Origin of the sequence: Myxococcus virescens, from assembly GCF_900101905.1 — a bacterium.
Lineage (GTDB): Bacteria > Myxococcota > Myxococcia > Myxococcales > Myxococcaceae > Myxococcus > Myxococcus virescens.
Map to the genome: position 1 here is coordinate 489,360 of NZ_FNAJ01000003.1, position 13,241 is coordinate 502,600.

Here is a 13,241-nt window from a genome sequence, read left to right on the forward strand (position 1 = left end):
GAGACGGTGAATCCCAGGCATATACTCCGCGCAATGAATGCCTTTGAAATCGACGCCATCCTGACGTCCATTCTCGACGACCGGCGGCTGACCCCTACCGAGCGGCAGGCGTTGCAGTCCGTCCTGGCTGAGCGGCGGGCTGGCGAGGCCCTGCTCACCCTCTTCCGCTCCCGGGCCTTCGCCCTGGCGCGAGCGTCGATGAAGGACGCGCGCTCCCGGGAAATCATCTCCTGGCTGGAGGAGACGGTGCAGGCGCTGCACGCGCCCCAGCCCGAGCAGACATCGCGCATGGAGGCGCACTTCTCTCCGGGTGAGGGGCCGCTCAACGCCATCGTCCAGCAAATCCAGTCGGCACGCGGCTCCATCGACGTCTGCGTCTTCACCGTGACGGATGACCGCATCACCCGCGCGCTGCTGGACGCCCACCGGCGCGGGGTGCGGGTGCGAATCGTGAGTGACGATGACAAGGCCATGGACCCGGGCTCCGACATGGAGCGGCTGGGGGACGCCGGCATCCCCATCCGCCTGGACAGGACGTCCGCGCACATGCACCACAAGTTCGCCGTGTTCGACCGGCTGCGGCTGGTGACGGGCAGCTACAACTGGACGCGCTCGGCCGCCGAGTACAACCACGAGAACGTCCTGGTCTCCGACGACGCGCGGCTGGTGCAGCCCTTCAACCGCGCGTTCGACGCGCTGTGGGAGACGCTCGACTAGGAGCGTCTCCCCGCGCCGCGCGCTACAGCAGGTTGTCCTTCCACGGCCCGGACACCTGAATCGTCCGGCCCGGCTCACGCGCCCACAAGCGCGGGTCATACATGGCCTCCGCCTCCGCCGACGGCAGGGTGAAGGCACCCGCCGTCACCGCGCGCACCGCGTAGACGACCTTCTTCGCCTCGCGAGGCCCCAGGCTGCCGAAGACCTCCATCCGGTCATCGCGGATGTTCACGTAGTCCGCGGACCACAGCGACGCCGGGTCCACCCAGTCCGTGGAGCCACCCCGGCCCAGGCGCGCGTTCTCGATTTCCCAGCCCGCCGGCAGCCGGTCCACCAGGGCGATGTTCTGCACGCGCTCGCCCGTCGTGTTGCGAATCTCCAGCTCCACGTAGACGAGGTCCGCCAACGCCACCGGGGCCTGCCCCATGGCCAGCACCGTGCCGTCCAGCTTGCGCCAGGTGCGCGTGAGCGCCAGGCCCTCACCGCCCGTGCGGGGCTTGCTGTCCGAGCGCACGCCCTCGCTGCTGAGCACGAGGTACAGCCGGCCCTCGTCCTTGGACGTCACCTCCAGCTGAAGGCCCTGCCGCTCGCTGGCGCGGGCCAGGGACCACGTCCGGTCCGACGAACGCACCGTCTTGTCCTGCACCGGCGTCATGACCTTTCCGTCCGCCTTGAGCACCGGCGCGGAGAACTGGGTGGACGTCCCTTGCAGCCGCTTGCCCAGGCCGGTGATGCCCCACACCAACTCCTGCGTCGTGTACCAGCCGCTGGAGTGCGCCTGGAGCGATTCGGCCACCATGCGCGCCAGCGGCTCACCCGCCGCGTCCTTGCCGAACAAGTCCTGGAAGGTGCTGAGCATGAAGCCACGGCGGCGCCGGTCGGAGTAGAAGGACCAGTCGTTCTTCCGCTCCTCGGTGACGGGCGACAGGTCGGGGTTGCGCAGCTCCTTCTCGTAGCGCCGGTCGCCCGACAGCCACAGCGAGGCCTTGAGCATGTAGTCACGCTCCTGCTCCTCGCCCGTGAGCGCCTTCTTCTTCGCCCGCTCCGCCAGCGCGTCCACCATCTTCTGCACACGCGCCTTGCGGCCCTTGCCGGCCACGGAGAGGACGTAGTGCATGTAGGCCTCCGCGCTGTCCGTGTACATGTCGTCGCGGCCCTGCCGGCTCTCGAACTTGTTCAGCTCGGTGGACATCCACGTGAGCGCGTCATTCAGCCGGTCCTGCGGCACGGGGTACTTCAGCTTCTGCGCGTCCAGCAGCATGTGCGTGGCGTACGCCGAGCCCCAGCCCACCGGCTCCGTGGCGCCCGGCCAGTAGCCGAAGCCGCCCGACGGCGTCTGCATGGCCAGGATGCGGTTGATGCCCGACAGCACCATGTCGCCCACGGTCCCGCCCCCGGTCAGCGTGGGGTCCACGTCGTTCACCAGCTCGGACACGTACAGCAACGGACGGGTGGCGGACGTCGTCTGCTCCACGCAGCCGTAGGGGTAGCGCGCCAGGTACGCGAGGTGCTGCAACGAGCGCGCGTACGGGTTGGCCGTCACCCACAGCGTGGAGCGCTCCGTCGTGGGCACCCAGCCCTGGAGGTACTGCGAGACGTCCGTCGTCCCCTGCGCCAGTTCAATCTGCTGCACCAGGCGCTCGCGCGGGCCCGCCGGAGACAGCGGCACGTCCAGCGACTCACTCGAGGTGTAGCCGCCGCCCTCCACCGTCACCGACAGCCGCGCCGCGCCCACCGCCTGCACCGCGCGGGCTTGGAAGACGAAGGTGTGGGACTTGCCGTCCGCCACCCGCGCCGTGCCTTCGCTCTTGCCCAGCAGCTGAAGCGGCGAAGTGGCCGCCGCGGGCATCACCAGCCCTGGAACCGGCAGTGACTCCGCGTTGAGCGTCACCTTCACGTCCTGCGCCTTGCCGGACAGGTTGGTGACGAAGACGGGCACCTGGATTTCGTCGTGCTGCGTGAGGAAGCGAGGCAACGTCGTCTGGAGCACCAGCGGGTCGCGCACCAACACCTGCGCGCTGGCGCGGCCAATGCGCTGCGGGCCCGCCGTCACCGCCATCACCCGCACCGCGCCGCGGTACTGGGGCAGCTTGAAGGGCACGCGCAGCTTGCCGTTGGCCGGCACCGGGAGCAGGCCGCTCCACAGCGCCACCGGCTTGACGGGCTGCACGCGGCCATCCGCGCCGCCCTCGCCGTCACCACCCGTGGAGCGGGACGCGCCACCCGGCGGCACCAGCAGCGTCCAGCCCAGCGTCTCGTAGGTCTCCACGCCCAGCGCCCGCCGGGTGAAGAGCTGCTTCTGCGGGTCCGGGCTCTGGAAGCGCGTGAGGGAGAGGATGCCCTCGTCCACCACCGCGATGGTGGCGAAGGTGGGGCCCTCCTGCGGGCCCAGCTCCAGGTCCACCGTGAGGGTGTCGTTGGAGCGAACCTCCTTGGGCACGTTCATCGTCACCGACTGCGTGTACTCCACCGGCTCCAGGGTGACGCTGCCCACGCCGAAGGCGCGGTCCGGCATGAAGGCCTCGGCCGACTCCAGGTGCGGGTCCTTCACCAGGAAGGCGCTCACGTACACGTTGGGCGCGAAGGCGGACGGCGTGAAGCTCCACGTCACCTCGCCGGGCTCCACCGCCACCCAGTGGGAGGCGAGCACGCGGTCCGTCTCCGCGGTGAAGAGCATGCGCCCCTTGTAGGGCGACTTCACCTTCACGGTGATGGCCTGTCCCACGCGCCCCTTCGCCGGCAGCGCCAGCTCCAGCGAGGTGGGCTTGAGCGGGCGCGGCGTCTGGTCCACGCGCGAGCCTTCTCCCCACCAGTAGTAGCGCCCCTCCCCTTCCAGCTCCAGGTCCGTCTGGGCCCCACCCGAGCGCACGCGCACGATGTAGCCCGCGGAGTCCGCGCCCGGCGTCACGTCCAGCGAGAAGCGGCCATCCTTCACCGCCACCGTGGAGCGGCCCTCACGCACCGGGCGCAGGTAGCGCTGGTAACGCTCGTAGCCCTCGTTCTCGTCGTAGAAGGAGCCGTACTCCTCCTCCAGGCGCAGGAACTCCACGTCCACCGTCTTGGGCGTCTTGTCCGAGGCGGCCAGCAGCTTGCCGTCCCAGTCCACCACCACGCCCTTCACCGTGAAGGGCTTGCCGGCCTTCACCTTGCCCGTGCTGCCCTGGAGGCCCACGTAGTACGCCTCCGGGTGCACCGGCACCGTCACGCTGCCCAGAGTGGAACGGCCGCTGCCCGACTCGAAGACGCTGGCCAGCGCGCTCAGCGCCCCGGCGCCCCGCAGGGCCCCCATGGCGCCCTGGGCTGGGCAACGAAGGACGGCCTGTCCCTTCGCGTCCAGCGTGCCCTGCACCTGGCCCAGCGTGACGGGGCGGGGCTCGCTGCCGTCCTGGCGCCACAGCCCGTAGGCGTACTGCGCGTTCTCCTTCGGCTTGAAGGCGGACGGAATCAGCCGGCACGTCAGCTCCACCGGGCTGCCCTCCGCCGAGCCGCCGAAGAGGTACGCGGCCTCCACGCCCACCGGGACTTCGTCCCCCTGGAGGTAGCCGGCCTGCTCCGTGCGCGCCTCCACCTTCATGCGCTCCGGGACGAACTCCTCCACGCTGACGGAGTAGATTGCCACTTCGCGGTCCGCCACGTTCAGCACCACGCGGTAGCTGCCCGTGTCCTGGAATGATTCGAAGGGCAGGTCCAGCGTCACCAGGCCCGCCTCGTTCGTCTTCAGCGACACCTTCTTCAGCTCACGCTCACGCGGGTCCACCACCACCAGCTCCACGGGCATGCCCGCCGGCGGCGCCTTGTCATCCTGGCCCCGCAGCACCGCGGCGATGTGGGCCGTGTCGCCCGGGCGGTACACGCCCCGGTCCGACCACACCGACGCGCGGTAGGCCTTCTCCGAACGGTAGGGCTCGCCATGCACGTCCGCGTTGGCAATCTCCGTCTTCAGCTCGCTGTACTTGAGGTACGTCAGCTCCTCGCCGTCACGGGCGATGAGCGCGAAGGGCGCGCTGTCGTCGACGCCGGGCGCGGGCACCTGGAGCCGGCAGCCATCCGCCGCCACCGTGGTGCAGCGGGCCACCGACTCGCCGCTCTTCTTCACCAGGGAGACCTCCACGCCCGACAGCGGCTCGGTGCTCTCGATGCCCAGCGCCCACACCCAGACCTCACCGGCGCCGCTGGAGCCCGGCGCGGCCTCACCGCGCTTGGCCACCAGGCTCAGGTTGGTGAGGAGGATGCGGCTGGCCGCCACGTGGTGGCTCTGCTTCGCGGTGATTTCCACCAGGCCCTTCGTGTTCGCCGGCACCAGGCTGGCCACGTCCACGTAGGTGGTCGCCAGCGTGTCCGGTTGCGACTTGAGCGCCAGCGTCCGCTTCGCCACCACGTTGGAGGTGCGCTCGTCCGCGCGCTCGCGGTAGTCGTCGCTCATCCAGAAGACGAGGTTCTCCGGCGGCACGTTGCGGACGGTGAGCTCCACCGAGTCCAGGTTGAGGTGCTGCAACGGCAGGTTGCGCCACGCGCTGCGCGGCAGGTAGCGGCCGGAGGTGGCGAAGGACAGCTGCGGCGAGCGCGCGGGGACGGCGAAGGCCTCCTCGTAGGTGGCCAGCAGCATGCCGCCGCCCACCGAGGTCGTGCCCGCGTCGATGCGCAGCGCGTAGGAGCCGCGCTTGAAGTCACCGAAGATGCGGAAGCCGCGGCGGGACGGCGCGACGGAGACCTTGACGGCGGGCGTCAGGTGGATGGCCTCCGCGGCGACGCCGTCATCCAGCGTGCAGCCCTTGTTGCGGTGGTCCCAGTAGTACGGGTCATACCCTTCCGTCTCGCGCGGGGAGGGCGGCTCGGCGCCGTCCACGTCCCGGCAGCTCACCTCGATGTAGAAGCCCGTGGCCCCCTGCTCCACCGAGGCGCGGGTGATGTCCATGCGCTTGCCGGCGCGGAGCTCGAACGCGCTGCGCGCGGCGGGGGCCGTCGCCTTCGCCTGCGACGCGGCGGGCAGGCCCGCCTGGAGGCTGAAGTCGACCGTGCGGCCCTGCTTGAGCAGCCCGCTGGTCAGCTGCGCGCTGACGACGTTGCGCGTGGTGGGAAGGGTGCGCCACTTCACGTCACCCACGGCCTGCCCACCCACCCGGAAGCCCGCACGCGAGCGCACCGCGGCGATATCCACGGGACCGGAGAAGACGACCTCCACCTCCACGCGGCCCTTCACCGTGTCGAGCTGACGCGGCACCATCCGGACGAACTGGAAGGGCGGCGTGGTGAACGTGTGCGACCAGTCCCCCACCGCGGCCGGCTTCACCACGCCCGAATCCAGCCCGACCGACGCCAGCGAGACGGCGTACTTCGTGTCGAAGGCGAAGCCCGCCCCCGACGGCTTGAAGGTCAGCGTGGACGGGGAGGACCAGGAGAGGCTGCCCGGCACCTCCGGAGTGATGGTCACGACGGTGTCCTTCAACACCGAGCCATCGTTGGGGCGCACCTCCCGCGGGAACTCGATGACGATGTCCTGCGGCAGCACGTCGTTGGTGGAGACCGCGCGGACGACGGGCGTCAGCAGCTCGGGCGCGGGGGGCGTCGGCGCCTGCGCCACGGCCGTCCCCGAGTCCGCCGGCTGCGCGGCGACGGGCGCCTGGGGCTGCGACGCGGGCGGCTCGGTGGACTCCGGTTCCTTCTTGCAGCCTGCGAGCGTGGCGCTCACCAACATGGCCGCGAGGAGCCAGCGCGAGCGTTTCGCCCACGTTGGCCGCTGCGTGACGACGGACTGCGAACCCATGATTCCTCCAGAAGATGACGCGTGTTCTTCACAAGGCGTGCCGGACGGGGACACGCCGAGGAAGAGAGGGCTGTGGTCAGGCGCCCGCGGCTCTGACGCGTCCCCCGCGCGTCAGCGGACCCGCAGGGTGTCCAGGGAGCCACACCGTCCGTGGCTCCTGGACGCCTGCGAAGGCTTTCGAGGCCCCCAGGCTAGCGGAGTCCGCGACGCGGCGGGACCTCCATCCGCGGTCCTCAGGCTGCGAGAAACCGCTAAGGTGCCCCGCGCATGGTGCTGCCCGTCCGATTCGTCCTCATGCGCCCCCGCAACGCGGAAAACCTGGGCGCCGCCGCCCGGGCCTTGAAGAACTGCGGCCTGTCCGACTGGGTCTGGGTCCGCCCGGAGGTGGAGGATTTGGAGCCGGCGCGAAGGCTCGCCGTCCACGCCGGGGACGTGCTGGACGCGGCACGGCGCGCGGACACGCTGGAAGAGGCCGTGGCTGACTGTGTCTGGGTGGTGGGGACCAGCTCGCGCAAGGTCGAAGGCAAGCGCCGGCTTCCCCCGCGCGCGGTGGGTGAGGAGCTGGTGGCCCGGGCGCCCCAAGGGCCCGTGGCGCTCGTCTTCGGTGACGAGCGCAGTGGACTCACCAACGCGGAGGTGGAGCGCGTGCACGACCTGTCCGCCGTGCCGACCGCGCCCGAACAGCCCTCCATCAACCTGGCGCAGGCCGTGCTGCTGTACGCCTACGAGGTCCGCGTGGCGATGCTGGAGGCCGCCGCCACGCCGCCCGGCCCGCTGCCCGCGGCGGCCACGGACGCGGAGCTCGCGCAGGTGGAGTCCACGCTGGAATCCATCCTCACGACGGGAGGCTTCCTCGTGGACGCCCAGCCGGGCCGCACGGCGGTGCGGGACTTGTTCGCACCGCTGCGGCGCTCACGGCTGACGCGGAAGGAAGCCCGCTTGTGGCTGGCCGCGCTGCACAGCCTCCGCAAGCGTCAGCCCGCGCCCTAGACGGAGCGCGGTTTCTGGGGCAGCCCCGTCCCCTTCCCCACGCCAATCCCCCCGGAGCCGGACGTCGGCGGCCCCTTGCGCCCCGCCATGCGCACCGCGCCCCAGGCGAGGACAGCGGCGGCCACGACCAGCAGCAGGACCCACAGCCACGTGGATTGGGCGGGCGCGGGCTCCCCGGCGATGGGCACCCGCGCCCGTGACTGGGCGAGCGCGAGAACGGGGACCAGGAGCGTCAGGTATGGAATCCGGGTGCGCATGTTCGGAAGGTGTCCACCGACGCACGTTCCTGCCCGTCATCCCGAAGGGCCACGCCGGCCGCGTGGACGCAGACCGGCCGGCCGGGCGGCCCCCCGTTCACGCGGCTTCACCGCGACAGCGCCTCCTGGGCCCGTTCAACTCCCGCCCCCGCCCGAGGCCCGGCCGGGTACAGTGCCGCGCCCATGCCTCGCAAGCCCGACAAGCCGAAGCCGCCGCCGCAACACAAACGCTGGGAGGGCAAGGAGAAGCCGGACTGGCTGTCGCGCGCGCTGGCCCGCGCGGGCATCTTTCCCCAGAAGGAAGCGGAGGACGCCATCCGCGCCGGCCGCGTCAGCATCAACGGCCGCGTGGCGAAGATGGCGCTGACGCCCGTGCCGCCGGGCGCCACCGTGAAAGTGGACGGCCTCGTCGTGTCCCTGGAGGCCCCGCCCACGCGGGTGCTGGCCTTCCACAAGCCCGCGGGCCTGCTGTCCTCCACGGAGCGGCAACACCGCACCGGCACCGTCTTCGAGGCGCTGCTGCCCCAGCTCCCACCGGAGCTGGCGGGATACACGTGGCACGCCGTGGGCCGCCTGGACGTGGATTCCACGGGCCTGCTGCTCTTCACCAACGACGACAAGCTGGTGGCCCACGCCACGTCCCCGGACGCGCACCTGCCCAAGCGGTACGTGGCCACCGTCTTCAGCACCGCGAGCGACGAGCGGGTGGAGCCCCTGCGCCGAGGCATGACGTTGGATGATGGCCCTGCCCGCCCCGCGAAGGTGAACGTGCGGGACGAGCACACGGTGGAGGTGACGCTCACGGAAGGCCGGCACCACCAGGTGAAGCGGATGCTCGGCGCCGTGGGCCTGCCCGTGCGCGCGCTGCACCGCGAGGCCGTTGGCGGCGTGGACCTGGAAGGCATCCCCGAAGGCACCTTCCGGTTGCTGACGGACGATGAGGTCCGAGAGGGACTTCGCTACGAGGGGCGCGCGCCCTCGGCCCCCTAGCCGCTTGCAGCGGCTTCAAACGACCGGCGGGGTCGCGTACCTTCGCCTCCATGGCGGACTTCGACCTGGTGGTGATTGGCTCTGGCCCGGCGGGTGAGTGGGGCGCGGTACAGGCGGCGCTTGCGGGCAAGCGCGTGGCGGTGGTGGAGCGGGAGCCCGTGCTGGGCGGTACCGCGGCGAACACGGGCACCCTTCCCTCCAAGACGCTGCGCGAGACGGCGCTGCACCTGTCCGGCTTCCGGGCGCGCGGGCTGTACAGCGTGGAGACGACGCTGCGGCACGAGGCCACGGTGTCCGACTTCCTCTTCCGCGAACGGCGGGTGAAGGACATCGAGCGCGAGCGCATTGCCCGCAACCTCCAGCGTCACCAGGTGGAAATCATCCAGGGCACCGGCGCGCTCGTGGACGCGAACACCGTCGTCGTGCGGCGCCAGGACTCTCCGGAGCGGCGCCTCACCGGCGGCACCATCCTGGTGGCCACCGGCTCGTCGCCGTACCGGCCGCAGCTGTACCCCTTCGAGGACCCGCGCATCCACGACTCGGACGAGGTGCTGGAGCTCGAAAGGCTGCCGCGCTCACTGGTGGTGGTGGGCGCCGGCGTCATCGGCTGTGAGTACGCGTGCATGTTCGCCGCCATGGGCATCCCCGTGACGCTGGTGGAGGCGCGCGAGGAGCTGCTGCCCTTTCTCGACGACGAGTTCTCCGCGCTGCTGGGCCAGCGCATGGAGGCGCTCGGCATCCAGCTGCGCTTTGGCCAAGTGGTGGAGCAGGTGGACGCACCGCGGGACGCGGACACCCCCATCCGGATGATGCTCTCCTCCGGCGCCGTGCTGGAGACGGACCAGGTCCTGGTCGCCTCCGGCCGCACCGCCAACACGGCGGGCCTCGGGCTGGAGGCCCTGGGCGTGAAGGTGGGCCCGCGCGGCCAGGTGGAGGTGGGCCCCACGTACCAGACGGCCCTGCCCCACATCTATGCCGTGGGGGACGTCATCGGCTTCCCGGCGCTGGCCTCCACGTCCATGGACCAGGCGCGCATCGCCGTGGAGCACGCGTTCGACCTGGGCGGCGTGCGCACCATGGCGCCGGTGCTGCCCTACGGCATCTACACCATCCCCGAAGTGTCGATGGCCGGCGAGACGGAGGAGGCCCTGCGCAAGCTGAACGTGCCCTACGTGGCCGGCCGCGCCGCCTTCGCCACCAACCCACGCGGACAGATTCTGGGGGACACGCACGGCCTGCTGAAGCTGCTCTTCCACCGGGAGAGCCTCAAGCTGCTGGGCGTGCACGTCATGGGGCCGCAGGCCTCCGAGCTGGTGCACGTGGGCCTCACCGCCCTGCTCACCGGCTCCACTGCCCGGCTCTTCGTGGAGACGTGCTTCAACTACCCGACGCTGTCAGAGGCCTACAAGGCGGCCACCTTCGACGCGTTGGACCAGCTCAGCGGCTGCCCCTGAGGCTGCCCACCGTGAGGCCCGTGGCGAAAGGGGCCGCTTCGTGCAGTTCGTCCGCCGAGCCCCGCGCCAGCCGGGGTGGCTCGGCGGGCGCTTCCCGGGCCGGCGCGGGCGCGGCGGCGCCGCGGCCCCCCGCCCCTCCGAGCAGCTCCTGGATGCGCTGCCAGCGCGCCTTCTCCTCCACCATCAGCCGGGTCAGCTCCGCGCGCGCGGACGCATCCTCCAGGTCAGAGGCGGCCGCCGTCACGCGGTCCAGGAACGGCATCAGGTAACCGAAGTCCCTGTCGAATGCGCTGGGGTTCGAGTTCTTCGCCATTGGCGGCCACGCTAGCCCACTTCACGGAAGGTGGGGGACTTCAGCCGTGGTACACCCGCGAGGCGACAATCCGGCCGTCGCGCACCTCAAAGACCTCCGCCACCGGCATGGGGGCCTCCCCCGGCGCATGGCGCAGGTACTCCATGAACACCCGGTCCTCGTCCGCGGTGAGGGCCACCAGCTCATACCGCAGCCCCGGCAGCCGGGCGTTGGCCGCCTTCCACCATGCGGACAGGGCCTGCCGCCCCACCAGCCGCCCGCCAGTCTCCGGGTGCAGCACCCGGATTTTGGGGGACGTGTGGGTGGCGTCCTCTGCATAGAGCGCCACCAGCGCGTCCACGTCATAGGCGTTGAAAGCGTCCAGCCAGGCTCGGGCGAGGGAGAAGTTTTTTGTCGCGCTCATCGTTAAAAAACCCCAACTGAGAATGGCATTGAGTAGGTGGAGGTAGGCCCGGGTGGGTCAATTTCCATGCGGATTTGGCTGGAAACTACGTCCTGTGGGAAGTAGAGGCCCCGCCTGCTCTGTTCCGTCAGGCACTTTCAAGAGAAGAAGGACCGGATCGTGGCCGCCAACGCACCCATCGAGAAGATTCGAAATATCGGTATCTCCGCCCACATCGACTCGGGCAAGACGACGCTCTCTGAGCGTATCCTGTTCTACACGGGTCGCATTCACGAGATCCACGAGGTCCGCGGCAAGGACGGCGTGGGCGCGGTCATGGACAACATGGACCTGGAGCGTGAGAAGGGCATCACCATCCAGTCCGCCGCCACGTTCGCGATGTGGGGCGACTACAACATCAACCTCATCGACACCCCGGGACACGTGGACTTCACCATCGAGGTGGAGCGCTCGCTCCGCGTGCTCGACGGCGCCATCCTGGTCCTCTGCTCGGTCGCTGGCGTGCAGTCTCAGTCCATCACCGTGGACCGCCAGATGAAGCGCTACCGCGTCCCGCGCATCGCGTTCGTCAACAAGATGGACCGCACCGGCGCGAACTATGACCGCGTGGCCGCCCAGCTGAAGGAGAAGCTGAACCACCACGCGGTGAAGATGCAGATGCCCATCGGCGCCGAGGACCGCCTCAAGGGTCTGATCAACCTCATCGAAATGAAGGCGTTCTATTTCGATGGCGAGAGCGGCGAGAACATCCGTGAAGAGGAGATCCCGGCGGAGCTGCTCGAGGAGGCCAAGACGCGCCGCCAGCAGATGATCGAGGGCGTGGCCGAGGTCGACGACCAGCTCGGCGAGCTGTTCCTCGCCGACGAGCCCATCTCCAACGAGGCGCTGATCGCCGCCGTCCGCCGGGCCACCATCGGCCTGAAGATGACGCCGGTCATGTGCGGCTCCGCGTACAAGAACAAGGGTGTGCAGCTGCTCCTGAACGCCGTCTGCGCGTTCCTGCCCAACCCCAAAGAGGCGACAAACGAGGCGCTGGACCAGAAGAACAACGAGGCGAAGGTCATCCTCGACTCCGACCCGGAGAAGCCCTTCGTTGGCCTCGCGTTCAAGCTCGAGGACGGCCGCTACGGGCAGCTGACGTACATGCGCATCTACCAGGGCCGGGTGACGAAGGGCGACTTCATCATCAACCAGTCGAACCAGAAGAAGGTCAAGGTTCCGCGCATCGTCCGCATGCACTCCAGCCAGATGAACGACATCAACGAGGCCACCGCGGGTGACATCGTTGCGCTGTTCGGCATCGAGTGCGCGTCCGGCGACACGTTCACCGATGGCGCGGTGAACTACACGATGACGTCCATGCACGTCCCGGACGCCGTGATTTCGCTCGCCGTGGCCCCGAAGGACCGCTCCACGCTGGCCAACTTCTCCAAGGCGCTCAACCGCTTCACCAAGGAGGACCCCACCTTCCGCGTGCACCGCGATGAGGAGTCCGGGCAGACCATCATCCGCGGCATGGGTGAGCTCCACCTGGAGATCTACATCGAGCGCATGAAGCGCGAGTACAACTGCGAGGTCCAGGCCGGCAAGCCGCAGGTGGCGTACCGGGAGACCATCAGCCAGAAGGGCGAGTTCGCGTACACGCACAAGAAGCAGACGGGCGGCTCCGGCCAGTTCGCGCGCGTGTGCGGCTACATCGAGCCGCTGCCCTCGGACGCGGTGCAACAGTACGAGTTCGTGGACGACATCGTGGGCGGCACCATCCCCCGCGAGTTCATCCCGGCCTGCGACAAGGGCTTCACCGAGGCCGTGAAGAAGGGCAGCCTCATCGGCTTCCCCGTGGTCGGTGTCCGCGTGGTCATCAACGACGGCGCCTTCCACGCGGTGGACTCGTCCGAAATGGCGTTCAAGACGGCCGCCATCATGGGCTTCCGTGAGGGCTATGCCGCCGCCAAGCCCATCATCCTCGAGCCGATGATGAAGGTGGAGGTCCAGGCTCCCGAGGACTTCCAGGGCTCCGTCGTGGGTCAGCTGAACCAGCGCCGTGGCACCATCATCTCCACCGAGTCGGCCGATGGTTACGTCACGGCGGTGGCCGAGGTGCCGCTGAACACCATGTTCGGCTACTCCACGGACCTGCGCTCCGCCACCCAGGGCAAGGGCGAGTACACGATGGAGTTCTCCCGCTACACGCCGGTGCCCCGGAACGAGTCCGAGGCCCTGATGGCGGCGTACAAGGAGAAGCTGGCCGCCGAGCAGGCCGCGCGCAAGTAGTCCGCGCATCCGCCACACTCTGGCGGTAAGGAAGGCGTCCCTCTTCAATGAGGGGCGCCTTTCGCCTTTTCAGGAGTCC

General features: G+C 69.8%; 9 protein-coding genes. 5 read left to right on the forward strand and 4 right to left on the reverse strand.

Annotation, left to right across the window (positions count from 1 at the left end):
• The first annotated feature begins 33 nt into the window (after positions 1-33).
• Positions 34-717: a phospholipase D-like domain-containing protein gene (locus BLU09_RS12345; protein ID WP_090489516.1), complete on the forward strand. Its 684-nt coding sequence runs from the start codon at positions 34-36 to the stop codon at positions 715-717.
• Between the two features lie 22 nt (positions 718-739).
• Here BLU09_RS12345 and BLU09_RS12350 read toward each other — a convergent pair whose 3' ends face one another.
• Positions 740-6,481 carry an alpha-2-macroglobulin family protein gene (locus tag BLU09_RS12350; RefSeq protein ID WP_090489518.1) on the reverse strand — a complete coding sequence of 1,914 codons (5,742 nt, stop codon included), beginning with the start codon at positions 6,479-6,481 and terminating at the stop codon, positions 740-742.
• A gap of 267 nt (positions 6,482-6,748) precedes the next feature.
• Here BLU09_RS12350 and BLU09_RS12355 point away from each other — a divergent pair, with 267 nt between their 5' ends.
• Positions 6,749-7,471, forward strand: coding sequence for an RNA methyltransferase (locus BLU09_RS12355; RefSeq protein ID WP_090489520.1), 723 nt, complete (start codon positions 6,749-6,751; stop codon positions 7,469-7,471).
• Here the strand turns inward: BLU09_RS12355 and BLU09_RS12360 are convergent.
• Positions 7,468-7,728: a hypothetical protein gene (locus BLU09_RS12360; RefSeq protein ID WP_090489522.1), complete on the reverse strand. Its 261-nt coding sequence runs from the start codon at positions 7,726-7,728 to the stop codon at positions 7,468-7,470. The two genes, BLU09_RS12355 and BLU09_RS12360, sit on opposite strands and share 4 nt — an antisense overlap.
• 183 nt (positions 7,729-7,911) lie before the next feature.
• Between BLU09_RS12360 and BLU09_RS12365 the strand changes: the two genes are divergently transcribed.
• Together BLU09_RS12365 and sthA are read left to right on the forward strand one after the other, a co-directional pair.
• Entirely contained in the window at positions 7,912-8,718 is an 807-nt protein-coding gene (locus tag BLU09_RS12365; protein WP_090489524.1) for a pseudouridine synthase, read from the forward strand.
• Positions 8,719-8,768: 50 nt separating this feature from the next.
• Complete coding sequence (gene sthA, locus BLU09_RS12370) at positions 8,769-10,172, forward strand: Si-specific NAD(P)(+) transhydrogenase (protein WP_090489526.1); 1,404 nt, start codon at positions 8,769-8,771, stop codon at positions 10,170-10,172.
• On the opposite strand, the gene encD is transcribed toward sthA, so the two are convergent.
• Together encD and BLU09_RS12380 are read right to left on the reverse strand one after the other, a co-directional pair.
• Positions 10,156-10,485 (reverse strand): encapsulin nanocompartment cargo protein EncD, encoded by a 330-nt coding sequence (gene encD / locus BLU09_RS12375; RefSeq protein WP_090489528.1) that lies wholly within the window; start codon positions 10,483-10,485, stop codon positions 10,156-10,158. The genes sthA and encD overlap by 17 nt on opposite strands.
• Before the next feature lie 40 nt (positions 10,486-10,525).
• The gene (locus BLU09_RS12380) at positions 10,526-10,888 is read right to left on the reverse strand and encodes a nuclear transport factor 2 family protein (RefSeq protein WP_011552484.1); all 363 of its coding nucleotides are present in this window, start codon (positions 10,886-10,888) and stop codon (positions 10,526-10,528) included.
• Positions 10,889-11,047: 159 nt separating this feature from the next.
• Between BLU09_RS12380 and fusA the strand changes: the two genes are divergently transcribed.
• Positions 11,048-13,162, forward strand: a complete 2,115-nt coding sequence (gene fusA / locus BLU09_RS12385) for an elongation factor G (RefSeq protein ID WP_090489530.1) — start codon at positions 11,048-11,050, stop codon at positions 13,160-13,162.
• Positions 13,163-13,241 lie beyond the last annotated feature (79 nt).

Excerpts from the sequence above, each read along its gene's own strand:
- sthA (WP_090489526.1), top strand. The coding sequence starts at position 8,769 with ATGGCGGACTTCGACCTGGTGGTGATTGGCTCTGGCCCGGCGGGTGAG.
- encD (WP_090489528.1), bottom strand. The coding sequence starts at position 10,485 with ATGGCGAAGAACTCGAACCCCAGCGCATTCGACAGGGACTTCGGTTAC.
- BLU09_RS12355 (WP_090489520.1), top strand. The coding sequence starts at position 6,749 with ATGGTGCTGCCCGTCCGATTCGTCCTCATGCGCCCCCGCAACGCGGAA.
- BLU09_RS12365 (WP_090489524.1), top strand. The coding sequence starts at position 7,912 with ATGCCTCGCAAGCCCGACAAGCCGAAGCCGCCGCCGCAACACAAACGC.
- BLU09_RS12350 (WP_090489518.1), bottom strand. The coding sequence starts at position 6,481 with ATGGGTTCGCAGTCCGTCGTCACGCAGCGGCCAACGTGGGCGAAACGC.
- BLU09_RS12345 (WP_090489516.1), top strand. The coding sequence starts at position 34 with ATGAATGCCTTTGAAATCGACGCCATCCTGACGTCCATTCTCGACGAC.
- BLU09_RS12360 (WP_090489522.1), bottom strand. The coding sequence starts at position 7,728 with ATGCGCACCCGGATTCCATACCTGACGCTCCTGGTCCCCGTTCTCGCG.
- BLU09_RS12380 (WP_011552484.1), bottom strand. The coding sequence starts at position 10,888 with ATGAGCGCGACAAAAAACTTCTCCCTCGCCCGAGCCTGGCTGGACGCT.